Source organism: Edaphobacillus lindanitolerans, assembly GCF_900156305.1.
In the GTDB taxonomy this organism is placed as follows: domain Bacteria; phylum Bacillota; class Bacilli; order Bacillales_A; family Planococcaceae; genus Bhargavaea; species Bhargavaea lindanitolerans.
Window position 1 is genome coordinate 755,457 of record NZ_FTPL01000001.1, and the last position, 23,593, is coordinate 779,049.

Here is a 23,593-nt window from a genome sequence, read left to right on the forward strand (position 1 = left end):
CCCCTGGAAGAGGTCCTGGATGTGTGGAATTAAAGACCGATGCCGTTCACGAGTGCCTTGAGTTCAAGTTCAGCTTTGCTTTGGATGGTCTTTGCAGCAGTTTCAATGACCTTCTTCTGCTCGTTGACAAGCTCCACTTTCTTAGTTTCCACCACCCCGTGAATACGGTTAATTTCACCGTCCACAGCTTTCTCCAGATCTTGCTTCGTTTTCATGGAGTTTGAATTCAATTTAGTAAGCAGATCCCTCTTGGAATTCTCAATTGTTTCTTTCAGGTCTTTAACTGCCTGGTCTTTAACATCGTTCAGCTGTTTTTTTGTTTTTTCAACTTCTGCTTCTCCGGTCTTCCCTGTAGCTGCAGATAGCTCTCCAATCTTTTTCGTAACATAGGTTTGGCCTTCCGCCTGGAATTGGGTCACACGATTACTGTAGATTTCATCAAACTGCTTTTGCATACCGGCAATAATTTTTTCTCGCTCCATTTTCAAATCGTCAATGTAGCCATCGGCTGCCTTACGGATATTTTTAGTTTTATCTTCAGTCTGCTTCATGCCCTCTGCTGCAATTTCAGCGTTCGCCTGGTCGATCATCAACCCGATTTCTTTGTCTTCTGTTGTCAAACCATCTTTCCAGTAAGCGTCCGCTTCTGCTTCAACTGTCTTTTTCGCGTTTCCAAACTGGACATCGTACCAGTTCTTTAGCTTCGATCCTGCATCCGATGCTCCGAATACCACTCCCCCGGCGCTGGATACGAGTGCGACTGTGATGGCCCCTGCGACGATCTTGCCTTTGACTGTTTTCAACATGTGTAAAATCCCCTTTTCTTCGTGTAATGGTTTGGTGGTTCTCTCAGTGTTCGTTCAGGATTTCTTCAAAAAGGCGGTTAACATCCGCTTCTATCTGCGCCTCCAGCTCTCTTGGGTCTGCGATGCCGTCCCTCAGCTCTGTGTCGAGCCGGGCCGCCGTGCTGTCAAGCTGGCTCCGGATTTCGGCCACGCGGGCATTCAGTTCCCGCTCGGCACGTTGTTCTTCTGTCTCTGTCCAAGAGACGATCTGGTCTTCCGCCCATTCCCCGGCTTCGAGGACGAACATCCCGGCATCGGCCAACATCCCGGCCATTTCTCCTGCCGCTGCCTTGGCGATCCTCTCACTCTCCTTATGGAAGGCACCCTCATACCAACCGGAGAGAGAGCCCGTGTTCATGCCGGTTGCATGAACCGCGCCTGCGCCGACAATCAGGGCGATTACCGATGCAGTCAGTCTCTTTTTCACAGCCTGTCCCCCTTCCGGCTCCCTATTTTGCCCTGCCTTACTATGTATATGTGCATCTATCAAAAACTATGACTAAATATCTATCATTTTTTTCATTCCATCGATTTGGTAGTTGTCATGACGAGTAAATAGTCCTATTCCCAAACGAAAAAACGGGCCTCCCGAAGGAAGTCCGTTTTCTGATCATGACGCGCCGATTCACTTAAACAACTGAGGGATGCCGTTCATGAGCGAATAAATGCCCATGATCGCCATTGCCACGACGGTGATGGCCCCGATGGCCGTCATCCATTTTGGATGTCTGTAATCACCGACGATTTTGGACTTATAGGCTGCGACCAGCATGACGCCGAGCGCGAGCGGCAGGATCAGTCCGTTGAGCGAGCCGACGAGCACAAGGATCTTCACCGGCTGCCCGACGATGACGAACACGAGTGTCGAAACCAGAATGAAGCCGATGATAAATTTCCTGTGGTGCCGGTCGATCCATTCACTGAACGTCCGGATAAAGGAGACGGATGTGTAGGCACAGCCGACCACCGACGTGACGGCCGCAGACCACATGACCACGCCGAAGATCTTATATCCGATATTTCCCGCGGCAAGCTGGAATACCGACGCCGGCGGGTTGTCCGGATTGAGCTTCAGCCCCTGCGAGACGACGCCGAGCACGGCAAGGAACAGGAGCACCCGCATGAGCGAGGCGATGCCGATTGCAGACAGCGCACCGCGGGATACCTCCGGCAGGGCTTCTTTTCCTTTGATGCCGGCATCGATCAGCCGGTGTCCGCCGGCAAAGGTGATGTAGCCGCCGACCGTCCCGCCGACGAGCGTAACGATGGCCAGCGCATCGAGTTCGAGCGGCGCCACTGTCCGGAGCGCCGCTTCCCCGTATGGAGGAGAAGCCGTGAACATGACATAGAGCGTCAGGGCAATCATGACGAAGCCGAGAACCTGCGTGAACCGGTCCATCATCCGGCCCGCTTCTTTCACGAGGAAGATGCCGACCGCCAACAGACAGCTGAGGACAGCCCCGACCTTCGCGTCAATGCCAAACAGAACGTTCGTCCCGAGACCCGCACCGCCGATGTTTCCGATGTTGAACGCAAGGCCCCCCATGACGACGAGCAGCGCCAGGAAGTAGCCGAGTCCCGGCAGCACATCGTTCGCAATGTCCTGCGCACGCTTGCCCGATACGGCGATGATCCGCCAGATGTTCAGCTGTGCCGCAATGTCAATGAGGATGGAGATGAGGATGACGAACGCGAAGCTCGCCATCAGCTGCTCGGTGAATACCGTCGTCTGCGTCAGGAACCCCGGCCCGATTGCAGACGTTGCCATGAGAAACGCAGCTCCGAGCAGGATGCTGCGGTTCTGTTTCTTTTGATCCAACGTGTTGTTCATTGGTTTCCCCCGTCTTATGTAATTCCGCCTTCGTTCAGCGCGAGATGCGCAACCCGAGAAGCGAGTGAGCGGTTTTCTTTCCGAGCCCGTCGCTTCTTTCCCCGAGTAAGTCGCTTTCATTATTGAATGGGCCGTTTTCTCCCCCGGTGAGTCGCGTTCATTCTAGAGTGCGCTTCCACCCTTGAGTGAGTCGCTTTCGATCTTGAATAAGCCGCTGCCTCCCACGAGCAATGCGGCTCTCTTCCCCTGCCGCATTGCGTCCGGTCAATTGAATGAACCGATTGCGCCCACTTCGACCCCCTCGGTCGGAAGCTGTTCAGAAATGCGCCTCGCGAAGTCGAGCGCGGTGACACCGTCGCCGTGGATGCAGATCGTGTCGGCCTTCAGATCGACATCCGTTCCGTCCGTCGCGCGGACCTTCCCTTCCTTCACCATGCGGACAACCTGTGCGATGGCCTCTTCCGGATCGGTGAGCAGGGCGTTCGTCTGACGGCGGTCGGTGAGGGAGCCATCCGGTCCGTACGTCCGGTCGGAGAACACTTCGCTCGCGGTCCGGAGACCGGCTTTCTCGCCTGCACGGATCAGTTCACTGCCGGACAGCCCGAACAGGATGAGCTCCGGGTTGACTTGATAAACCGCTTCCGCGATGGCCTCCGACAGCCTCACGTCCTGGGCGGCCATATTATAGAGCGCGCCGTGGGGCTTCACGTGCTGCATGGCGCCGCCTTCTGCCCGTATGAATGCATCAAGTGCGCCGATCTGATAGACGACGAGGTCATGCGCCTCTTCCGGAGACAGGGCCATCGTCCGGCGGCCGAATCCAACGAGATCCGGTGTTCCGGGATGCGCACCGATCCCGACGCCCTTCTCGAGCGCCAGCCGGACGGTCCTGCGCATCGCAGACGGATCGCCCGCGTGGAAACCGCAGGCAATGTTCGCACTCGAGACAAACTCCAAAATCTCTGCGTCATTGCCCATCTGATAGGCTCCGAACGATTCTCCCATGTCACAATTCAAATCAACTTTAAATGGCATCCCTATGAATCCCCTTTCATTTTCAACTCGATCGCAGCCTGCAAATGCCGAAGGTCGTTCGTCTGCCGGACGAGCGCGGACTGTGCCTCCTCCACGCTCACTTCTCGGAAGCGGAGGCGGCCACCCGGCGGCAACTGGGCGATCACCGGAAGGTCAGCCGTTGCCGCCTGTCCGATCTTCGGATAGCCACCGGTTGTCTGCCGGTCCGCCATGAGCAGGATCGGACTGCCCCCCGACGGCACCTGAACAGAACCAGGCACGACTGCTTCCGACAACAATTCCCTCGGATGGGCCAGCTTCAGCCCGGCGCCCTTCAGCCGGTAGCCCATCCGGTCCGATTCCGAAGACACGATGAATGCCCCGCCGAAAAATCGCTCCCGGCTTTCCTCATCGAACCATCCGAACTGCGGCCCGCGCATCATCCGGACCTCCGCTTCCTCGGCCAAGGAAGTGCCGCACTCCTCCGCCACGGACCAGCCTGTTTCCGAGAACGGACGGCCCGACCCGCTTCCGAGCAGTCGATCGGTGAGTGCCCGGGCCGCTTCGGATGCTTCCCCGGCCGGCAGCCGGTCCCCTTTTTGCAGCAGCCGCCCGCAGAACCCGCCGATTCCCGCCTTTATGTAAGTCGACCGGCTGCCCATCACTTCGGGCACATCGATGCCGCCGGCAATGGCGATATACACCCTGCATCCGGAAACCGGACGGCCGAACCGGAGTACGGATCCTTTCTTCACCGCCACCGGGCGGCACATCGGTACTCTCATGCCGCAAATTTCAGGAGAGAGATCCGCACCGGCTAGGGCGATCAGCCGGTCTTCTTCAAATACAACAGCAGGTCCGGCAAGCGCGGCTTCGAGTGCCGCGCTGCCGGGCGCGTTCCCGACAAGCATGTTCGCGATCCGGAGGGAGACGGTGTCCATCGCCCCGCCCCCCACTACACCGAATTGCTGGTAGCCGGGTCTTCCAAGATCCTGCACCGACGTCTGGAGGCCGGGCTGTTTAATCGTGATCATGGTGCTCCCCCTCCCGCCGTTCGAATTCTTCTCTTGAGATCGGCCGGAACTTCACTTGGTCGCCCGCCCGGAGCAGGCTCGGGATCTCCTCATCCGGCAGGAACAGATCGACCGGCGTCCGGCCGATCAGCTGCCAGCCGCCCGGAGTCCCGATCGGATACACTCCGGTCTGGGTCCCGGCGATCCCGACCGTCCGTGCGGGGATTTCGAGTCGGGGCGACGGCCGGCGCGGTGCGGCGATCCGTTCGTCCAGCCCCCCGAGAAACGGAAAGCCCGGCGCAAACCCGATCATCTTCACGTCATAGGAACCGCCGGAATGAATCTGGATGACCTCCTCCTCGGTGAGCCCGTTGTGCGCCGCCACAAACTCCAGGTCCGGAGCAAATTCTCCGCCATAGCACACCGGAATTTCCACCGTGCGTCCGGCCTCCGTTGAAGCGGGCTTTACGTCCCGAAGGATGCCGCACAGCCGGTCCTTCATTTCAGTGTAAGTCGTCCCGCCCGATGCATCATAACAAACCGTCACGTTCACATACGCCTGGATGATGTCCGTCACTTCCGGGATGGCCGCCCGTTCCACCGCTTCTGCAATCGCCCGGACGGCTGCCGTCATCTCATCACCGGCCGGCAAGCCGGGTGTGACGACGGCCGCGCTGTCTCCGAGCGGATTCATCTCTATCTCCATGCCCTCCCCCTCTTTCTATCAAATAATTATAAATGGAATTCTCCCATAATTCACGTTAACGTGTCGAATCAAGTCGGCAGTTGCAGTCACAACCGGATTCACAAAGGAAGCTTCCTGTCCATTCATGTCCTCTTTCTATCTATTCATAAACCCTTCCCATCTATTTACGAGCCCCTTCTATCTATTCACGCCCGCATACCGGCTATTCGCAACTATTTTCCATCTCGCGTACAAAAAAACCGCACGACGGGCAGTCCGGACGGTTTTCTATTCCTCTCTATCCGCCATCCTCCAAAAACGGGCTCGTCCCGCAGGATCCACGATGTCACTCAAAAGACTTTCCTTCCCTCTCATGAGATCGGCAATCACCCCGGCGCCCATCATACTATAGACGGTGCCGTTGCCGCCGAGGCCCAAGAGGTAATACACGTCCTTTTCTTCCGGATGCCGGCCGATCATCGGGAGGTTGTCATCGGATTCACCGAAAACGGCGGTCCAGATGTGCGATACATCTACATCGAGATCGGGGAAAAGACCAGCGAGCGCAGACTCAAGCCGGATTCCCTTCTCTCTGATCCGCTCTATGCTCTGCGGCATAGAGACGGTTTCCTGATCGAGTCCGCCGATGATGATTCGATTGTCGGCCGTTGTCCTGGCATACAAATAGGGACGCTTTGTTTCCCAGATCATCATATGGTCGTGCCAGAAAGACAGGTCGTTCACCGGTTCCGTTGCGATGGCAAATGTCCGGTTCAGGTTTTTAACTGAATGATCGGCCAAGAGTGTATGCGAATAGCCGGTTGCCAGGACGACCCTTTCTGCCAGGATCGTTCCTCTACCGGTCCGGATTTGGATTAAACCTTCAACACGCGCCAGACCCGCCACCTTTGTTTCTTCAAATATATCCGCACCCCTTCTCTCCGCCAACCGGGCAGCACCCCGGCAATAGGCCAGCGGATTTACTTCCGCATCGCCGTGCGTCACGATGGCGCAGGGCTTCTGGAACGGGAAGCGGTGTCCGATTTCCGGCTCGTCCCAGTAGTCCGCACGGAAACCGTTCTTGCGGAGTGCTTCGTATTCACACCGGACCTTTTCCCGGTCGTCTTCCCTGCTTGCATAATACAGGCTCGACCGGCTTATGTATGAGGAATCTAAATCCATCTTCTCCGCAAGCTGCCCGAGTCCGTCCATCGCTTCCGCACAGCCGCGATAAAATCGGACCGCCTTTTCCCAGCCGATCTGATCGGCCAGTTCATGCAGCATGATGTCATTGGAATACTGGAGCAGCCCCGTGTTTGCCGACGTACTGCCAGCGCCGATTGCACGTCCGTCGATAAGTGCAACATCAAGCCCCTCTCCGCTCAGAACCGCAGCGGAGATCGCCCCGGACATCCCTCCTCCGATAACGGCCGCGCCATACACGCGCCCGTCCGGTTCCTTCTCACCAAACGGCCTGTCATCCTTCACCGTTCCAGGCCAAAACAGACTCCCTTCATGCAATTCCATGTCTGATCCCTCCCTGATGCTCTTCTTTTCCCCTTATCCCCGCCTAAAGTCACACGCGGACAAAAAAACCGGACCGCCCGAATTCGGACAGCCCGGTTTCAGCATTTCTTATCTGGTCCAGCTTCTTAAGACGTCAGCCTCTGAACGGCCACCAGACGCCGCGGCCGAACGATACGGTGATCGCCGGAATGAGAAGCGGCAGGATGATGAGCCCGTAGAGCAGGAGGCCGGTGATGACGATTGTGGCGATCTGCACGAGACTGAGCACGCCGGACGGCATCATCGCGCCGAATGTGCCGGCGAGGATGACAGCCGCCGTGATGATGACCGTCCCCATTTTGGCCATCGACTTTTTCAGGGCATCCCGCGTGTTGAGGCGGTTGATGCTCTCTTCGCGGAAGCGGTCGAGCAGGAAAATGGAGTAGTCGACCCCGAGCGCGATGAGCATGATGAATCCGAAGAACGGAACCGCCCAGCTGATACCGTCATAGCCGAGACCGTTCACGAAAATCAGCTCGGTGACGGACACCGACGTGTAATACGTCAGGAGTAGGGAGCCGATCATGTAGAGCGGCATGATCGCCGAGCGGAACAGGATGAACAGCACGATGAACAAGCCGACGAGCATGATCGTCACCGTACGGCTGAAGTCCGACGACGAAATGTCGTCCAGATCGGCGTTCATGACCGAGATGCCGTCAAAATAGACATCCGCGTCTTCGAACGGCGTGCCGATCACCGATTTTTCCACGGAAGCTTTGATTTCATCAACGGTTCCGATCGCTTCACGGGAATACGGATCTTCGTCGAGAATCACCTCCAGGAGGATCCCGGATTCTTCATCGATCGTGTAGCGTTCGAGCACCTGAGCGAAGTCGTCGTTTTCGAGAGTGTCTTTGGGAATGAAAACGCCCGTTTCACGGATCTGCTTCGAATCACCCATATCCTGCATCATGCCGGCGAGGTCGCTCAGACCGCCCGAAATCTCTCCGAGACCCTTCTCGGCGGAACCGATGCCGTCGGACAGCTTGCCGAGGCCTCCGGAGAGCTGGCCCATCTGGCCGCCGGCCGTCTGCATCTGACCGGCGGCACCGTTCAGGCCGGCCTGGATGTTCCCAAGTTCGCCTCCGAGTGTGTCAAGCGCACCGGCAGCCTGTGCGGCCGGCATGCCCTGTCTGAGTCCGCCGCTGATCCTGGCCAGCTGGTCATTGATCTGGCCAAGGCCGGAAGCCGCCTGGCCGAGGCCGGCACCGGCGTCTGTGCCGCCCGAAGGGATCCCGGATGCCATCTTGTCAAGTCCGGACTTCGCCTGCCCGAGGCCGTCCTGCACCTGGGCAATCCCGTCGATCGCGTCTTCCAGACCGTCCGCCATGAGGCCGATCTGGCGGTCCGCATACAGATCCTCGATCGGTTCGCCCGTCGGACGGGTGATGGTCCGGACATCCTTGACGCCCTTCACCTTTTCAAGGTCCTCGCTGATCCGCTCGAGATACGGGACCGTGTCTTCATCCGTGATCTTTCCGTCTTTCTTCAGGATGACGCCGACCGGCAGGGAATCCCCTTCGCCGAACGCGTCGGAAATCCGGTTCAGCCCCATCACCGATTCCCGGCTGCTGTCGACTTCGTCAACCGTCTTGAATGACAGGTCATTGTCATAGGTCAGCAAGAGCGGGATGGTGATGATGGCCACCACCGCCATCGACAGGAGCGGCCGCATGACCGACAGACCGCTCATGCGGATCCACAATTTGCTGTCTTTGTGGGACGCGCTGCCCTTCGCCGGCCAGAACAGTTTATCTTTGAGCAGCATCATGAACAGCGGGACGACCGTCGTCAGGATCAGGAGCAGCGTTGCGATTCCGACAGCGACCGCGACGGCCGACTTGAAGATCGGAAACTGTGCAAACCCGATTGCCGCAAAGCCGATGAACACCGCGGCTGCGGAGATGAACAGGGTCCGGCCCGCCGTTCTGTACGTATTGACGATGGCATCCTCTACATCATGGCCTTCCAGCAGCTCTTCTTTATAACGGCTGAGCAGCAGGATGCAGTAATCCGTCCCGAGGCCGAACAAAATCGCCACGAGGAAGATTTGTGTGTAATTGGACACCGGGAAACCGAACCAGTCGACGAAAAATGCGACTAGCGACTGGCTGAGCAGATAGGTCATTCCGACCGCCAGAAGCGGGATGAGCGGCGTGATCGGGGACCGGAACACGATCAGGAGCAGGCCGAAAATGAGACCGATCGTAATCAGCTCCGTCTTTTTTAGCCCTTCCTGTGCACTCAGGTTCACATCATTGTTGATGATGGCTTCCCCTGTCATATACACTTTCCGGTCTTTTGGAACGATGTCCGACTTGACCCGATCGGCAAGTTCGACAATTTCCTCATCCGCCCCGTCGACTGTAATCGGGAGGAGGACCGTCTTTCCGTCTTCCGAAACGAGCTGCTTCTCCATCTCTTCGTTTTCAAACGGATCGAGCACGCCCGTCACCGGCTTGCCGATCGCCTTGATATCGGATGCAGTCTTGGATATCTCCTGTTTCGTTCGTTCATCCGCCTTTTCTTCAAGCGGATAAACGAGCGAGATGGTCTCATCCGACGCACCCGCCTTCTCGAGGATATCAGCCGCCTTCTGGGAATCTGCATCGGACGGGAGCTGGAACGAGCCCGCATCTTCTGCCTGTTTCGCCAGATCCGGTGCAAGAACAAACAACACGACAGTCAGAACGGCGAGCACGATGAATATCGGCCAGCGGAATTTAAGCACTTTCTTCAAAGCTTACAACTCCTTAAATCTCAAAATGTCTTTCAGCTTGCGGAACGTATGGATGAACGCGTCGAGTTCTTCCTCGGAGATTTCATCGTTGAACAGGCCCTCCACACTCTCATAGATGGCCGTGTCGGATTTTCTCAACAGCTCCAGTCCGATCCCGGTGACGGCAATCAGCTTTGCCCGCTGATCTGCAGGGTCCCGCACTGAGCTGACGAGCCCTTTCTCCTCCAGTTTCTTCAGACGGGAGGAGACGGCACTTTTATGTACTCCCTGCATGGACGCGAGCTGCCCGTTCGACATCGGTCCGGACGCCGAGAGAATTTTCAGCGCCTGGATCTGTTCAGGCGAATACTCCCTCCAGATATCCACATCTACGGAACGCAGCACATGCTCCGCCCCGTAAATCATCACTTCCTCAAATAATCCGATTGCTTCCCTGAGCTTCTCCTGCAAAATCGTCCACCCCCTCAACTAATTTAATAGTTTAGGGGGTGGACGATTTATTGTCAATGGATTTGGATGGGCATTGGATATCAGAGGGAGTGGATTTTATTCGCTACTACCGAGTCCTCCTCTCAATCTAAAAACCGGCATCCCCCAGTTCGGGGATGCCGGATGTGTCAGCTTTCCTGTTTGTTCTGCTGGTGAAGCGGCGGCATGATGAGCCAGCCTTTTTCTTTCGTGAGGCGGAGCAATTGTCCGCCTGCAGAAGCTCGATCAGCGTGGAACTTCATGAAGTGCATCGCAACGTCTTCGCGGAAGCATTGGCCGAGCACCTGGCTGCAGGAAACAAGTCCCTGGCCCGCGTTGGCTGCCATGATTGCGGCGATTTCAGGATCCATGAACCGGGCACCTTGCGGAACTTCCTCCGCAGAGGCTTTGCCCCGGGACGGAAGGGTCGGCGGCGGGTTGACCCCGTTCTCCTTCAATACCTTTTCGATCGTCGTATTTTCGTTTTTCATCATCTTGATCTGGTCTTCAAGTGCCGTGACCAGGTCCTTGTCGCCTGCATGGTTGACGAACGACTCGTACATACTAATCAAACCATTGTTGGCCGCAACGTAGGCCCAGATGCCGATGACTTCTCCGTAATGCAGCGGTTCGTTTTTCGGATTGCCGCTCATAACGCCCATTTTCATTTCCTCCATTCCTGATCTCGTGGTCAGGAACAGTATGCGGAAGCTGTGGGGTCTTTATACCAAAAATCTGTCAGCCGTATTTCTTCTGATGTGCACGCTTCCGGAGGAGATAGTCGCTGTCCGCACGGATCCGGTCCCAGTATTCCTTGAAAATCGCTGCAGATTCCGCCTTCACGGGGTCCTCGGTACGCTCGTGCTCGCTGCCGTCTTCACGGTATTTCCTGCCGCCCCGGTGATTGGCGTACCGCCGGGCACGGGTGTACCCCATCTGGATGAACTTCCTGGCCATGTCCATTCCGACGAAATCATCCGCCCTGCGGTATTCTTCAAACTTCCCATAGATCGCTTCCGCCGACTCCCTCGCAACGTCGGGCGTCCGGAAACGCCATAGGGGCAATATTTCGCTTTTATACGGCTCGACAAGCAACACGCCCTGCTCGCCCATGCCGACCCGGTACTGATCCGGGCGCTTCCGGAAATCAATCGCGTCAAAATTGAGGCCGTAGTCAAACGCCATCCCGTTCCTCCTCCGGTTCGAGAAACTCTGTCCGTTCGTCAGGCAGACGCTCGGCCTCCTTTTCTTCCTCGAGACGGAGCGTGCCGTCGACCATCTTATAAACTTTATCCACATAGTCCGTCAGCCGGGTATCGTGTGTCACGACAATGGTGGCGGCGTCTTTCTTCACCGCAGCGCTTTTCAGGAGGCCCATCACTTCAAAAGCCCTGTCGGAGTCAAGTGATGCCGTCGGTTCATCCGCGAGCAGCAGCGACGGATTGCTGTACAGTGCCTTTGCGATGGCGACCCGCTGCCGTTCCCCGCCTGACAGATCACCCGGGTATTTTCCCGTCAGCTCTTCAATCCCGAGTTCTTCAAACAGGCCGTCCCGTTCGGCGGCCGACATATTGCCCTTCTTCACTTTATCCAACAGCCTGAGCTGTTCGGAAACCGTGAGGAACGGCACTAGATTCGATGCCTGGAGGATGAACCCCACATGATCGAGCCGCACGCGCGAACGGCGCTTTTCGTTCAGATCCGTGATCCGCTCGCCGGCAATGTGGACTTCTCCGCCGGATGGCGTCTGAAGCCCGCCGGCGATGGTCAGCAGTGTGGATTTGCCCGAGCCTGACGGGCCGATGATCGCAATCACTTCCCCGCGTGCGACTTCGAGCGTCGTTTCTTTCAGTGCCTGTACCTCGGTCCTTCCGGAGCCGAACGTCTTCGTCACTTCTTTTAATTGCAGCACATGGTCCGTCATCCCGAAATCGCCTCCAGCGGATCTATTTTGACAATCGTCCATACGGATACGAGCGCACCGAGCACGGCGACCGCGACGAGCACAGCCCCATAGACTGCCATCAGGCCGTAGTCGAATGTCACCGGGACAGCGTTCGGCAGGAACTGGCCGACGCCGATCGTCAGTCCAAACCCGATCAGGACACCGATCAGGGCAAGGATGAACGTCTGCGCAATGACCGACCAGGCGAGGTAGCCGCTCGAGATTCCCTGCGCCTTCATGACACCGAACATGCCGATTTTCTGGACGGTGAGGACGTATAGGAAAATCGCCACGACCGCTGCCGATATGGCGAACAGGAAGTAGATCATGAGCGTCAGTGTAAGGTTTTGCTCCGTGTAGCCGGGCAAGTTCTTGATGAACGTCTCGGTCTCGATTTTCTCAAGTTCATCCGGGACCTGTTCCCCCGAACCGCCCTTTACGACCACCGCATTGACGGTTTCCTCTCCTTCTTCCATCTGTTCTGCAGCCTGGCCGAATTTGATCTTCTGGAAATCCGGCAGGTCCATGAAAAGCACCGGTGCAGCATTGAACCTTGACTTGTCTGTGAACCCGGTGATCGTCAACTTTTCATCCGTGGAGGAAAGTGACAGTTCATCACCGACCGAAAATCCTTCATCCCTCAGGTAATCTGACGCGATGACCTCGTTTTCGTCCTTGAACGGTTTGCCTTCGGTCACTTTTGGCATGATAAATTCATCCGGCCGGATTCCGAACAAGGCCACTCCGTTTTTTGCCTCGCCATTGTCTGCGATCAGGTTCATCTCGGCGAGCACGGCCGTCTCGCCACCTTCCACTTCATCCGCCTTTTCAGCCGTCATCATCGATTGGTTCAGGCTCTTGTCCGACTCCTCGGTCAGATAGATGGTGTCCGACTGCCATTTATCGACGGCTTCCCGGTTCAGCCCGGCAAGTCCGCTCGCAAGCCCCGACAGGAAAAACACGAGAAACGATACGAGCAACAGCACTGCCGTAATAAGGGCGAACCTCAGCTTGTTCTGCTTGATCTCCCGCCATGCGAGAAACATTGACCCCACTCTCCTCTTCTATGTACCTTTTTCTTTCATACCCTATGTGTGTACGGTTTGAATCCATGATTGTGACAACAATGTTTCAAGTGAACCGTCTGACCGGTAAGACAGAACCGCCTTTCTATGGAATAATAAGACTGAATGAAAGGGAAGGGGGGAATTGAAATGGCAGATCTGCACACCATGCTGGCATGGACATTTTCACAGGAAGTGCCTGTACCGGAAGGCATCGGGGATTTGTTCATCGACGGCGAAGAGGCACAGATCGCTTACAAGACCGTCCGTGATGTGGCCGTCGTCACAAACAAACGGTTCATCATCGCGGACAAGCAGGGGATCACGGGAAAAAAGGTGGAAGTCTATTCGATCCCGTTCAAGTCGATCGATATGTACTCGACCGAAAATGCCGGACGCCTCGACCTCAATGCGGAAATCGAATTGTGGACGCGAACCGGCCGGATGAAGATCAACCTCGGACGCGGAGTCGACATACGCAAGCTCGACAAGATCATCGCATCAGCCATTCTATGAGGATATTGATCAAAGGAGCCATTTGATGAACAAACGAGCCACGGGCGCCGGACGCCTCGCCGTGATTACGGACGCCCTCCGCTGCCCCGTATGCGGAAGCTCCGTCTCGGTCGATGAACATCCGTCGCTTGTCTGCACCAACCGCCATTCATTTGACATCGCCAAGCAGGGCTATGTGAATATGCTGTCCCGCTCGCCTGCCGCCTCCTATTCGAAGGAACTGTTTCTGGCGCGCCGCCGGATCATCACAGAATCCGCCCTTTATACACCGCTTCACCAAACCATGGCGGAGCTGTTGACCAGCCTGTTCGACGGCCGGGCAGGCCTGGCCGCCGACATCGGCTGCGGCGAAGGGTCCCACCTGAACGAACTGCGCAAAATCTGCGGTCCTTCCCTGAAGGCTGCCGGCCTGGATATCGCTAAGGAGGGTGTCCGCCTGGCGGCGCGAGATTACCCGGACTGCGCCTGGATCGTCGGCGATCTCGCAGCCTCCCCGTTCGCTGACCGTCAGACAACGGCCATCCTGAACATCCTCTCCCCTTCGAACTATTCGGAGTTCAGGCGGATGCTCGCCCCCGGCGGAAAACTCATTAAAGTCATTCCCGCTGCGGGCTATCTGAAGGAACTCAGGGAAGCTGCCCACGGAGAAGACGGACGTTCCGAGTACTCAAACGAAGAAACCGTCGGTCTGTTCAGCCGCCATTTCCGCCTTGAAGAAACCATTCCGCTCCGCTATCAGGCAGAGATCGCCCAAGACATGCTGAAGGATCTCGTCACCATGACTCCCCTCGGATGGACGGGTGACCGGAATAAGATTGAACAATTCCTCGACCGTGAGGAGCCGGTCATCACCATCGAGCTCGATGTATTGATCGGCACGGCCGAAATGCAGGATTTCTGAAGCGCCCGGATTCCCCAACAAGGGAACGGGTGCTTTTTTCATTTCACAAAAAGCATCTTTACATCAGTCGGATATCGAATTATAATAAGCATTATCGTATAAATATACATCAAACGGAGGTTTTATGCATGTTCAATAAAACAAAGGCCATTGTATTCGCTTCCCTCGCTTCGATGACATTTCTCCTCGCAGCGTGCGGCGCCGGCGAACCGGACGAAGGTTCCGCATCAGCCGACGAAACGAAAGTCCTGAAGATGGGGACCTCGGCGGATTTCCCGCCCTTTGAATCCCGCAACGCGGAGGGCAAGGAAGTCGGCTTTGACATCGACCTCGCCAATCATATTGCGGATGAGCTTGGCTATACACTCGAGATCAACGATATGAAGTTCGACGGTCTCATCGGTGCCCTCCAGACCGGGCGGGTGGATATGGTCCTCTCCGGAATGAGTGCAACCGATGAGCGTAAGCAGAACGTCGACTTCTCGACCGAATACAACCGTTCCGGTGAGTTCTTTGTCACGGAAAAAGACTCGGACCTCAAGTCGATCGAAGACCTGGAAGGCAAGACGGTCGGCGTCCAGCTCGGCACCATCCAGGAAGACGGTGCCAAGCGGCTGAAGGAGACTGAAGGAATCGACTTTGAAATCAAGTCACTCGACAACTCGATCCTGCTCATACAGGAACTGAAGACCGGACGGATCGACACTGCCTATATGGACAAATCGGTGGCAGACGGCCATGTGAAAGAGCAGGGCCTGGGTGGATTCGATGATCCGACCACCAGCTCTCCGGGGATGGCCGTCGCATTTCCAAAAGACAGCGACCTCGTCGACGACGTCAACAAAGTGCTCGCCGAAATGGAGAAAGATGGCACGCTCCAGAAATTGAAAGACAAGTGGCTTTCCGATCAGGAATGACTTTTCCGTCCAGGCTGCCGGTTCATCGGCTGCCCCCAATCATGCATCAAGTTCCGGCACCCGGAACGAATGAAATGAGTGAACCTTCCCATGAACCTCGATTTCTCGCAGATGACCCCTTATATCCCGTATATGCTCGAAGGAATCTGGGTCACGTTGAAATTTGTATTCGTTGCACTTCTCATCGGTGCACTGCTCGGGACGCTTCTGGCCCTTTTCAAGATCAGCGGACCCGTTCCGCTCCGGGCGTTCGCCATTGCCTATACGTCAGTCTTCAGGGGAACACCGCTCATCCTGCAGCTTATGCTCATCTATTTTGCCGTACCTCAGCTGACCGGCTATGACATCACGCCCTTTCTGTCAGCCATTGCGGCATTCGGGCTGAACTCGGCCGCCTACATCTCGGAAATCATCCGTGCCGGCATCCAGGCCGTGGACAAAGGCCAGGTGGAAGCCGCCCAGGCGCTTGGCATCCCTTACCGTGCCATGATGAAAGACATCATCCTGCCCCAGGCGTTCAAGAACATCCTGCCCGCCCTCATGAACGAAGTGATCACCCTGACAAAGGAATCCGCACTCGTCTCGACGATCGGCTACCTCGATCTCATGCGGCGCGCGCAGGTTGTCGGCGCCAGCATGTACCGCCAGTTTGAGCCGCTCCTGTTCGTCGGGTTGATCTACTGGATCCTCGTCATGATCCTCACGCTCATCGGACGCCGGATCGAAAGGAGGCTGAAAGCCAGTGATATACGTTGATGGACTCGTAAAGTCATTTGGAAACCTTGAAGTGTTGAAAGGGATCTCGACGGACGTGAAGCCGGGTGAAGTCGTGGCGGTCATCGGGCCGTCCGGTTCGGGGAAATCCACATTTCTCCGCTGCCTCAATCTGCTGGAGCAGCCGACCCGGGGAACGATCAGGATCAGCGGCCGCGATCTCACCTCGAAAAATGCCGATATCCGGGCCGCACGGCAGGAGATCGGCATGGTGTTCCAGCACTTTCACCTGTTCCCCCACCTCACTGTCCTCGGAAACCTGACGTATGCACCGATGAAGGTGAAAGGCTTTGGGAAAGCACAAGCGGAAGAACAGGCACAGAAGCTTCTCAGGCGGGTGGGCCTCAGTGACAAGGCCGGTGCGTATCCGTCCAGCCTTTCCGGCGGACAAAAACAGCGTGTCGCGATCGCCCGCGCACTCGCAATGGAGCCGAGGCTCATGCTGTTCGACGAGCCGACGTCAGCCCTTGATCCCGAAATGGTCAAGGAAGTGCTCGACGTCATGAAGGACCTTGCCAAAAGCGGCATGACGATGGTCGTCGTCACCCATGAAATGGGCTTCGCCCGAGAAGTTGCCGACCGGGTGCTGTTTCTTGACCAGGGCGTCCTCATCGAGGAAGGCCGGCCGGACACGTTCTTCTCCGCGCCAAAAACGAGCCGGGCGAAGGATTTTCTGGAGAAGGTACTCTGACAAATACGCAAAAACGGGATGTCCGGCTTGCCAGGGACGTCCCGTTTTTCGTTCTTTCTATGCGAGCAACGATTTCAACCAACAGAAGACGCATGTGCCCGGTCATTGCCCATCAAACGTCGGCCTGCACGCCCCGGCGTTCCTTTTCCGCCTTCCGGTAAACACCCTTCGAAACGGCAAGGTCGTAGTATGCGGCTCCGACACATTTGAAGAATGTGATTTCTTCCCCGCTCTCCCTGCCCGGCACTTCTCCGGTCACCAGATGGACAAGCTCTCCGTGGAGGTCATCGAACGACCAGCCGGTTTCCCGGTCCGCATGGATGAGTTCACCGGCTTCCTCGGTCACGCCATGAAGATCGTCCACCACAATCTTTGAGCAGCGGCTGATGAATTCAACGTCCACTTCCCGCATATGCGGAAGATAGGACCCGACCCCGTTCACATGTGTTCCCGGCCGGATCGCCGTCCCCTCGAACACCGGCGTTTCAGATCGTGTCGCACAGTTGATGATGTCCGCACGCTCCACCGCCTCGTTCACGTCCCGGACGATTTCCAGCTTCACTTCATCACTGATCCGTCCTTCCGTCCGGAGCCGCCCACCGAATGCCTTCGCCTTCGATTCGGTCGGATTGAAGAGGAGGATCTCCCGGATATTCCGCACGGCGAGCACTCCAAGCGCTTGTTCATAGGCCATGCCGCCGGTGCCGATCACACAGAGTACCGAAGCATCCTCTCTTGAAAGATGCCTGGTCGCGATGCCGCTCATTGCACCTGTCCGCAGCCTCGTCAGATAGGAGGCATTGAGCATGGCGAGGTGGCGTCCGTCCGTCGCATCCGTCACGAGCACGACCCCCTGTGTTGTCGGCAATCCGTTCGACTGCGGATTTTCGGGGAAGATCGTGACGGTTTTGTTCGTCGCAATCCCGTCTGCCAGATCTGCGCATGGCATATAAAGAACCGATGCACTCCGGTCCGGAAATTCGATCACTGTCCGGATCGGGTTTTCAACCTTTCCGGCAGCGAGCGAATGTAGAACACCCTCCACGTCCCGGATGGCCTCGTCCATGCCGTAAAAATCCATGATCTGCTGTTCATTCATCGTAATCAAAGCAAAAACCACCTTTTATAACTGTTGTGCGTTAAACGAACTCCTTTTCCCGGACCGGCACGGCGGTATCTTCCACAACCGGCTCATCGAGGTGCTGATCCTTCCGGTCGCGCACCGCCCAGATGGCGATCAGCGAGATGACGGCCGTGAAGATGATGTAAAGAGCCACCGGAACATAGGAGTTGTTGAACTTCAGAAGCAGTGCCGCCGCGATGAGCGGGGCCGTTCCGCCTGCAAGTGCCGCCCCAATCTGGTAGCCGAGCGAGATTCCCGTATAGCGGACTTCCGCCGAGAAGATCTCCGAGAACATCGTCCCGAGCACGGCCGTGATCGGTGCCCAGATGATGCCGAGTCCGATGATCGTCGCCATGAACATCATCAGGTTGGAGCCCTGATGGAGCATCCAGAAGTACGGGAAGGCATAAAGCGCCATTGCGATTGCACCGTACACATAAAGCGGCTTGCGCCCGACTTTGTCCGAAAGACGGCCCATGACCGGGATGAGGATCGTCGTAATGATCGTCGCCACCATGACCGCCATCAGCACTTCATTGCTGGAGTGCCCGACATTGGTCGTCGCATAGGACACGACGAACGTCCCGAAGATGTAGAACGGCGCCGTCTCGACGACCTTGGCTCCGACGGCGATGAGCACTTCACGCCAGTGGTACTTGAATGTGTCGACGACCGGCACTTTCGGGATGGTCCCCTTTGCCTGGACTTCCCTGAAAGACGGCGTTTCTTCGATGCCTTTCCGGATCCAGAGACCGAACAGCACAAGCAGTGCACTCAGAAGGAACGGCACGCGCCAGCCCCAGCTCATGAAAGCGTCTTCAGGAAGAAGCGTCATGATGGACAGCGCCAGCGTACCGAGCACCATTCCGATGGTGACGCCCATCTGCGGGACGGAACCGAAGAAGCCCCGCTTCTCGGGCGGCGCATATTCGACCGCAAGCAGCATCGCACCGCCCCATTCGCCGCCGATTCCGAGTCCCTGGATCAGCCTCAATGTAATGAGCAGGATCGGTGCCCATATGCCGATTGCATAGTAAGTCGGCAGGAGGCCCATCCCGAATGTTGCGATCCCCATCAGGCTGAGCGTCAGGACAAGTGTTTTCTTCCGGCCGATCCGGTCGCCGATATGGCTGAAGATCACACCGCCGAGCGGCCGGATGAAGAATGACAGTGCAAACGATGCATAGGCCAGGATGAGTCCGATCGACGGATCTTCCGCGACGAAAAACATCGTGTTGAATACAAGCGCGGCGACGGTCCCGTACAGGAAGTAATCGAACCACTCGATCGAACTCCCCACAAGGCTCGCGATGAGCACACGCCTCATATCTTTCTTTTCCATTGGATTTCCCCCAATCCCCTTCAATTGAAGCACCACTTCAATTGTGCTACCATCATAATATCGGCACTAATATTCTGTCAACTGGCTTCGAAGGACGAATGCATATGACCATGAAACTCGGAGAACGCATCAAACAGATCCGGAAGGACCGGAAAATGACCTTGAAGGATGTGGCGGGCCTCACCGGCTTCTCCATCAGCTTCCTTTCCCAGCTCGAACGCGGCGTCTCGTCCGCCACGCTTGAGTCGCTCAAGAAAATCGCCGTCGCGCTCCGGGTGAGCCCCGGTGACTTTTTCGCAGAAGAAGAGACCAGCCATGGAAACGGGCCGGATATGGTTGAGCGGATCGCCTCGTACGGCATCCATTACCAGAACCTGGCGAAAGGCTTCCCCGCACCCGACTTCATGCCGATGCGCGTCACCCTGAAACCGGGGGAAAACGGAGGAAAGCCGATCATGCATGCGGGCCAGGAATTCGTCTTTGTACTCGATGGCAGGCTGACGGTGGAAGCCGATGGAGGTCTCCATGAATTGGCATCCGGCGAATCCCTTTTCTATGATGCCGGCAAGCCCCACTACTGGTACAACCGGTTTGGCGCGCCTGTGACATTCCTCTGTGTGAGTTCGGATACGTGAAAATGAAAAACGGGCCGGATGCCCTCAAGCATCCGGCCCGTTCCTCATGATTCCTTCCGATATTGTCCCGCTGCCAGCTCATACAGCCCGGCTTTCTTCAAATAATCCACCGGAGCCAGGAACGTGACCGTCACCACTCCAGGATGGCGGCCGATTTCGATGGCGCCCGTGATGGTCGCCCGGTTCATGATTTCCTCGACCGAAACGGCGAATGCGTCCGATGCGCGCTGCATGCCGTTGCCGGTCGCGTCATTCAAAGTCGGTCCTGTGCCGACGAATGAAACCGGAAGCGACTCCTCAAGCTGCTGAACATTCCAGCGGGCGGCCACCTTCTCCGCTGCGCGCCGTTCCGCGTCTGTAAACGGCTTTGCCGTGTACGGAAGGTCTTCCGCGTTCGGGAACAGGACAGGGCCTGCGAGCCCGGCCCCCTTCAGGACGCGGACACGGAGGTGGACAACCCCTGCCACATCCGTCGTATGGCCCGCAATTTCACCGTCCCCCTGCATCGCGTGCATGTCTCCAAGGTATACGCCTCCGCCCGGCACCTTCACCGGGCAAACGAGAACGGCGCCGGCACGGACCCGGTTGATGTCCATATGGCCGTCGGTCCGATGCGTCTCCAGCTCCTCATCCGTGCATGCATACTCATGCGGCGCCCCGACGAGGAACGAACCGAAATCACCCGCGTTGTGGGAATCCGGCGTCGGTCTGGAAGGTGTCGTGCCAAGCTGGCCGAGAAACGGGCGTGTCCTGGCCATGACCCCGACCAGGTCGTGCGGGGCAAACGTGACAATCGGATTCTGCACCGAGTTGTCCGGTGTGTTCATCCACTCCCGGCCGCTGCGCGCCACTTCCTCGGCCGCTTGTTTCGAAAGCGTCACTCCGACTTCCCCGTGTTCATCGAAGGCCATCGTATAGCCGTTCGTAAACTCAAACGGCGTGACGTTCTCCCCGCATTCCGCGCAGCGGATCGAGTCCTGTCCGATCCCCTCAATCACCGTCTGCGGATACAGCGTCCCGCAGCCCGGGCACTTCACGGCCACGAAAGGATCCCCAAGGAAACGCCCTTCGACAGGCTTGTCATTGCCCGATGCCGTTGCGCGGGAGGTCACTTCCACGGACTTGATCTCGATGGCGATCGCATCCCCGACTTCCGCCCCCTCGACATACACCGGCTTGGTCACTTCATGGCCGCCCTTGATGCATGGCGTAATCATCGGCCCCCAGCACCCCGGTGCCGTATGCGCCACGATATGGCCGCCGTCCTTCACCGGACCGAGCATCGGCTTCTGGGGATCCAGCACCCCGTCGATGTACTCATTGACCAAAAGCAGTTCCTTCGCCTCTCCGGTCATCTTTGACTTTTGGACCATTTCTCCCATCTCCTCTCAAACTTTCAGACTACTCATTCAATCCTATCATACCGGTGCCTGAACGCAAAAAAGAGCGGAACCGTAAAGGACCGCTCCTGCCATTTCCTCATGACCGGCAAAGCCCGGCCAGCACTTCGCGCTTCAGCCGATCCATATGGCCAAGCCGCTGAACCACCTTCACCTTCAGGCCGAGCTCATCGGTGAGCGGCTTCAGACAGGCCGCGACCGGTTCGGTCAGGTAAACTTCACCCGGAAGGATGCCGTTCTTGCCGATGGTCCCGGCAAACGCGGACTGTGCGAGCATCGCCATCTGCGGCGACGGAAGCAGATCGTAACCGTTCAAGGCTCCGGTATCCGCATCCCCGGACAGAGAAATCAACGGGTAAAACGGACGATCGCCTGCGACTTCCGCCATCGCCTCAGGATTCCGGAACAAGTCATATTCGCAGGCGGCTGTCCCGGTCGGCATTTCCTTCAGTTCCATCAGCTCTTCTTCACCGAGCATGAGCGGTACCGGGGGCTCCGGCGCCAGCTTCGGTCTATCAATATATTCCGGTGCCATCATGCCGTCTTCCGTCTCCATGAATGCCAGCATCTGTCCGCCTTCCCGGAATTCCGGGATTTCGTTTCCGGCCTGCCGGATCTGAACAACGGTGTCGACTGCCAGCAGGATGTTCGCGAGTAGCCCGGCCTCTTCCAGACCGGGAAGACAGGGAACATAACCGGGTTCAAAATTCCGGAACACCGGCCACTGCTTCTTCCCGCGGAAGGAGTAGCCCAAGTCCTTGATCAGCCGGTAATCATCCTTTGTGAGGTTGCCCCGGTCTTCGAAATAGACGGCCGCTCCGGTCATCCCGTAGAACTCCTCATCCTCCGAACGCGTCCCGTCGAACTTCTTCTTCAAGTAGGCATAGCCTTCCCAGCCATAATAAACGACGATTCCGAACTCCTCTCCTTCCGAGCCGAGAACCGACACGAACACCGGCTCGTCGAGCATCGGATCCTCCACCGCGATCAGCTGGCGGCTGTTAAGTTGCTGCCAGGGCTTCTTCTCGGCGGTTTCCTTTGCCCGGGTAAGGAGATCCGTCCATACAGCACGCACATATTCAGGATCCCAGTCACCCCCGAGTTGTTCGGAACCGTCTCCGACGAGCCATGCACCGGGTTCACCGCCGGTCATGAGATCGTCCGCTCCTCCGGGTACCTTATCCGCTGCCGAAGCAGGGGCGCCGGGTAGCCGGCAACCGCTTCCGTCATCCGTCAGCGGGCGGGCGTATTCTTCCGCAGGCATTTCCCCGCTTTGCATGCCGCGCGGGTCCAGTCCTGCATGACCGGCTTCCTTAACGGACTGCAGCCGGATCCGGTGCTCCGGGCCTGCTTCGAGGTCGTGCACATACAGCACCTCATCCCCCGGCCTCTTCAGCCAGTCACCGACAACGGCAGCCGCTTCATCGATTTCCGGCACGGGCATATCTGATCCTGACCGAGGACCCGGACCGATGTGTGCAGCCGTACCCTCGCCGTCCCTTGTTCTCACAAAGAACCCGTGCACATGGGATGTTTCTTTGTTGAACGCTTCCTGCAGTACAAAATGCAGGTCCCCAAACGTGATCCCAGGTTCAACCTCCAGCTTTCCGATCACCGATGGTTCAGCACCGAGCCTAATCTCCAATTCGTAAATCATCTGGTCGACCTCCAAGACAAATCAAGTTGGTTTCATTGTACCGGCCGGATCATGCCGGCACAAACAGAAGCCGGAGGCATAATACGTGCCGACCGATCGCGAGCCATAACACAAAACAAAAAAGACACGAGAATATCTCTCGTATCTCTTATATCTTAATTTCTTTTCGCGACACAACATTCAAACGGGTTTCGGCCTATCCTCAAACAAAAATAATTTAATTTTCATTTTTGTTTTTCAAATCCCAAAGCTCCCATATGATAAATATCAATCCTACTAATAAAAAAACAATGCTGAAAATTAATAAGTTATTTGGTACGTTCTCAAGAATTACATTAAACTCCTCTAAAGTCCATGTATCACTATTTGATAGACCTATTGAAGCGCAAATATATCTAACTGAGTAAAATATGGTGGCTATTAATAAAAATATAGCCCCCATTATTCCTTTATTCATATTCAT

At 56.7% G+C, this 23,593-nt stretch carries 24 protein-coding genes; 6 read left to right on the plus strand and 18 right to left on the minus strand.

The features are described 5' to 3' along the window. Positions 1-29 precede the first annotated feature (29 nt). The 13 genes from B0B07_RS03590 to B0B07_RS03650 form a co-directional block, all read right to left on the minus strand. Positions 30-806 carry a hypothetical protein gene (locus B0B07_RS03590; protein ID WP_076756981.1) on the minus strand — a complete coding sequence of 259 codons (777 nt, stop codon included), beginning with the start codon at positions 804-806 and terminating at the stop codon, positions 30-32. Positions 807-849: 43 nt separating this feature from the next. Beyond that, positions 850-1,272, minus strand: coding sequence for a hypothetical protein (locus B0B07_RS03595; RefSeq protein ID WP_076756982.1), 423 nt, complete (start codon positions 1,270-1,272; stop codon positions 850-852). A 198-nt stretch (positions 1,273-1,470) separates the two neighbouring features. Further along, complete coding sequence (locus tag B0B07_RS03600) at positions 1,471-2,676, minus strand: NRAMP family divalent metal transporter (RefSeq protein ID WP_076756983.1); 1,206 nt, start codon at positions 2,674-2,676, stop codon at positions 1,471-1,473. Positions 2,677-2,940: 264 nt separating this feature from the next. Beyond that, positions 2,941-3,711: a LamB/YcsF family protein gene (locus B0B07_RS03605; RefSeq protein WP_076756984.1), complete on the minus strand. Its 771-nt coding sequence runs from the start codon at positions 3,709-3,711 to the stop codon at positions 2,941-2,943. A gap of 2 nt (positions 3,712-3,713) precedes the next feature. Beyond that, positions 3,714-4,724 carry a 5-oxoprolinase subunit C family protein gene (locus B0B07_RS03610; protein WP_076756985.1) on the minus strand — a complete coding sequence of 337 codons (1,011 nt, stop codon included), beginning with the start codon at positions 4,722-4,724 and terminating at the stop codon, positions 3,714-3,716. Then, entirely contained in the window at positions 4,711-5,409 is a 699-nt protein-coding gene (pxpB, locus tag B0B07_RS03615; RefSeq protein ID WP_076756986.1) for a 5-oxoprolinase subunit PxpB, read from the minus strand. Before pxpB ends, B0B07_RS03610 begins: the two co-directional genes overlap by 14 nt. Positions 5,410-5,676: 267 nt before the next feature. Further along, a complete protein-coding gene (locus tag B0B07_RS03620) occupies positions 5,677-6,915 on the minus strand; it encodes an NAD(P)/FAD-dependent oxidoreductase (protein WP_076756987.1) in 1,239 nt (412 codons plus the stop codon). A gap of 133 nt (positions 6,916-7,048) precedes the next feature. Continuing rightward, complete coding sequence (locus tag B0B07_RS03625) at positions 7,049-9,697, minus strand: MMPL family transporter (RefSeq protein ID WP_076756988.1); 2,649 nt, start codon at positions 9,695-9,697, stop codon at positions 7,049-7,051. Positions 9,698-9,700: 3 nt separating this feature from the next. Continuing rightward, on the minus strand, positions 9,701-10,147 hold the full coding sequence (locus B0B07_RS03630; protein ID WP_076756989.1) for a MarR family winged helix-turn-helix transcriptional regulator: 447 nt from the start codon (positions 10,145-10,147) through the stop codon (positions 9,701-9,703). Between the two features lie 167 nt (positions 10,148-10,314). Continuing rightward, complete coding sequence (locus B0B07_RS03635) at positions 10,315-10,827, minus strand: DUF3231 family protein (protein ID WP_144264279.1); 513 nt, start codon at positions 10,825-10,827, stop codon at positions 10,315-10,317. Between the two features lie 76 nt (positions 10,828-10,903). Beyond that, positions 10,904-11,350 (minus strand): DUF4385 domain-containing protein, encoded by a 447-nt coding sequence (locus tag B0B07_RS03640; protein WP_076756991.1) that lies wholly within the window; start codon positions 11,348-11,350, stop codon positions 10,904-10,906. Next, positions 11,340-12,089 (minus strand): ABC transporter ATP-binding protein, encoded by a 750-nt coding sequence (locus B0B07_RS03645; protein WP_076756992.1) that lies wholly within the window; start codon positions 12,087-12,089, stop codon positions 11,340-11,342. The genes B0B07_RS03640 and B0B07_RS03645 overlap by 11 nt, the downstream gene beginning before the upstream one ends. Further along, a complete protein-coding gene (locus tag B0B07_RS03650) occupies positions 12,086-13,156 on the minus strand; it encodes an ABC transporter permease (protein WP_076756993.1) in 1,071 nt (356 codons plus the stop codon). The genes B0B07_RS03645 and B0B07_RS03650 overlap by 4 nt, the downstream gene beginning before the upstream one ends. Before the next feature lie 168 nt (positions 13,157-13,324). Between B0B07_RS03650 and B0B07_RS03655 the strand changes: the two genes are divergently transcribed. The 5 genes from B0B07_RS03655 (at position 13,325) to B0B07_RS03675 (ending at position 16,973) form a co-directional block, all read left to right on the plus strand. Then, a complete protein-coding gene (locus tag B0B07_RS03655; protein WP_076756994.1) occupies positions 13,325-13,690 on the plus strand; it encodes a PH domain-containing protein in 366 nt (121 codons plus the stop codon). A gap of 25 nt (positions 13,691-13,715) precedes the next feature. Beyond that, positions 13,716-14,591, plus strand: coding sequence for a putative RNA methyltransferase (locus tag B0B07_RS03660; protein WP_076756995.1), 876 nt, complete (start codon positions 13,716-13,718; stop codon positions 14,589-14,591). Positions 14,592-14,719: 128 nt separating this feature from the next. Continuing rightward, positions 14,720-15,508 carry an ABC transporter substrate-binding protein gene (locus B0B07_RS03665; RefSeq protein ID WP_076756996.1) on the plus strand — a complete coding sequence of 263 codons (789 nt, stop codon included), beginning with the start codon at positions 14,720-14,722 and terminating at the stop codon, positions 15,506-15,508. Between the two features lie 90 nt (positions 15,509-15,598). Beyond that, the gene (locus tag B0B07_RS03670; protein ID WP_076756997.1) at positions 15,599-16,264 is read left to right on the plus strand and encodes an amino acid ABC transporter permease; all 666 of its coding nucleotides are present in this window, start codon (positions 15,599-15,601) and stop codon (positions 16,262-16,264) included. Next, positions 16,251-16,973, plus strand: coding sequence for an amino acid ABC transporter ATP-binding protein (locus B0B07_RS03675; protein WP_076756998.1), 723 nt, complete (start codon positions 16,251-16,253; stop codon positions 16,971-16,973). The genes B0B07_RS03670 and B0B07_RS03675 overlap by 14 nt, the downstream gene beginning before the upstream one ends. A gap of 112 nt (positions 16,974-17,085) precedes the next feature. On the opposite strand, the gene B0B07_RS03680 is transcribed toward B0B07_RS03675, so the two are convergent. Both B0B07_RS03680 and B0B07_RS03685 read right to left on the minus strand, forming a co-directional pair. After that, entirely contained in the window at positions 17,086-18,081 is a 996-nt protein-coding gene (locus B0B07_RS03680) for an ornithine cyclodeaminase family protein (protein ID WP_076756999.1), read from the minus strand. Between the two features lie 31 nt (positions 18,082-18,112). Continuing rightward, positions 18,113-19,438, minus strand: a complete 1,326-nt coding sequence (locus B0B07_RS03685; RefSeq protein WP_076757000.1) for an MFS transporter — start codon at positions 19,436-19,438, stop codon at positions 18,113-18,115. A gap of 104 nt (positions 19,439-19,542) precedes the next feature. On the opposite strand from B0B07_RS03685, the gene B0B07_RS03690 reads away from it, so the two are divergent. Continuing rightward, positions 19,543-20,073, plus strand: coding sequence for a helix-turn-helix domain-containing protein (locus tag B0B07_RS03690; protein ID WP_076757001.1), 531 nt, complete (start codon positions 19,543-19,545; stop codon positions 20,071-20,073). A gap of 44 nt (positions 20,074-20,117) precedes the next feature. On the opposite strand, the gene B0B07_RS03695 is transcribed toward B0B07_RS03690, so the two are convergent. The 3 genes from B0B07_RS03695 to B0B07_RS15100 all read right to left on the minus strand — a co-directional run bounded on the left by B0B07_RS03695 (position 20,118) and on the right by B0B07_RS15100 (position 23,587). Continuing rightward, positions 20,118-21,446 carry an acetamidase/formamidase family protein gene (locus tag B0B07_RS03695; RefSeq protein ID WP_234982237.1) on the minus strand — a complete coding sequence of 443 codons (1,329 nt, stop codon included), beginning with the start codon at positions 21,444-21,446 and terminating at the stop codon, positions 20,118-20,120. A 106-nt stretch (positions 21,447-21,552) separates the two neighbouring features. Continuing rightward, positions 21,553-23,130, minus strand: coding sequence for a DUF7309 domain-containing protein (locus B0B07_RS03700; RefSeq protein WP_076757002.1), 1,578 nt, complete (start codon positions 23,128-23,130; stop codon positions 21,553-21,555). 217 nt (positions 23,131-23,347) lie between these two features. Beyond that, a complete protein-coding gene (locus B0B07_RS15100) occupies positions 23,348-23,587 on the minus strand; it encodes a hypothetical protein (protein ID WP_144264280.1) in 240 nt (79 codons plus the stop codon). Positions 23,588-23,593 lie beyond the last annotated feature (6 nt).

What these genes read in the sequence shown, in the direction of transcription:
- B0B07_RS03590 (WP_076756981.1), bottom strand. Translation starts at nt 806, where the DNA reads ATGTTGAAAACAGTCAAAGGCAAGATCGTCGCAGGGGCCATCACAGTC.
- B0B07_RS03600 (WP_076756983.1), bottom strand. Translation starts at nt 2,676, where the DNA reads ATGAACAACACGTTGGATCAAAAGAAACAGAACCGCAGCATCCTGCTC.
- B0B07_RS03605 (WP_076756984.1), bottom strand. Translation starts at nt 3,711, where the DNA reads ATGCCATTTAAAGTTGATTTGAATTGTGACATGGGAGAATCGTTCGGA.
- B0B07_RS03610 (WP_076756985.1), bottom strand. Translation starts at nt 4,724, where the DNA reads ATGATCACGATTAAACAGCCCGGCCTCCAGACGTCGGTGCAGGATCTT.
- pxpB (WP_076756986.1), bottom strand. Translation starts at nt 5,409, where the DNA reads ATGGAGATAGAGATGAATCCGCTCGGAGACAGCGCGGCCGTCGTCACA.
- B0B07_RS03620 (WP_076756987.1), bottom strand. Translation starts at nt 6,915, where the DNA reads ATGGAATTGCATGAAGGGAGTCTGTTTTGGCCTGGAACGGTGAAGGAT.
- B0B07_RS03635 (WP_144264279.1), bottom strand. Translation starts at nt 10,827, where the DNA reads ATGGGCGTTATGAGCGGCAATCCGAAAAACGAACCGCTGCATTACGGA.
- B0B07_RS03640 (WP_076756991.1), bottom strand. Translation starts at nt 11,350, where the DNA reads ATGGCGTTTGACTACGGCCTCAATTTTGACGCGATTGATTTCCGGAAG.
- B0B07_RS03645 (WP_076756992.1), bottom strand. Translation starts at nt 12,089, where the DNA reads ATGACGGACCATGTGCTGCAATTAAAAGAAGTGACGAAGACGTTCGGC.
- B0B07_RS03650 (WP_076756993.1), bottom strand. Translation starts at nt 13,156, where the DNA reads ATGTTTCTCGCATGGCGGGAGATCAAGCAGAACAAGCTGAGGTTCGCC.
- B0B07_RS03655 (WP_076756994.1), top strand. Translation starts at nt 13,325, where the DNA reads ATGGCAGATCTGCACACCATGCTGGCATGGACATTTTCACAGGAAGTG.
- B0B07_RS03660 (WP_076756995.1), top strand. Translation starts at nt 13,716, where the DNA reads ATGAACAAACGAGCCACGGGCGCCGGACGCCTCGCCGTGATTACGGAC.
- B0B07_RS03665 (WP_076756996.1), top strand. Translation starts at nt 14,720, where the DNA reads ATGTTCAATAAAACAAAGGCCATTGTATTCGCTTCCCTCGCTTCGATG.
- B0B07_RS03670 (WP_076756997.1), top strand. Translation starts at nt 15,599, where the DNA reads ATGAACCTCGATTTCTCGCAGATGACCCCTTATATCCCGTATATGCTC.
- B0B07_RS03685 (WP_076757000.1), bottom strand. Translation starts at nt 19,438, where the DNA reads ATGGAAAAGAAAGATATGAGGCGTGTGCTCATCGCGAGCCTTGTGGGG.
- B0B07_RS03690 (WP_076757001.1), top strand. Translation starts at nt 19,543, where the DNA reads ATGACCATGAAACTCGGAGAACGCATCAAACAGATCCGGAAGGACCGG.
- B0B07_RS03695 (WP_234982237.1), bottom strand. Translation starts at nt 21,446, where the DNA reads ATGGTCCAAAAGTCAAAGATGACCGGAGAGGCGAAGGAACTGCTTTTG.
- B0B07_RS03700 (WP_076757002.1), bottom strand. Translation starts at nt 23,130, where the DNA reads ATGATTTACGAATTGGAGATTAGGCTCGGTGCTGAACCATCGGTGATC.
- B0B07_RS15100 (WP_144264280.1), bottom strand. Translation starts at nt 23,587, where the DNA reads ATGAATAAAGGAATAATGGGGGCTATATTTTTATTAATAGCCACCATA.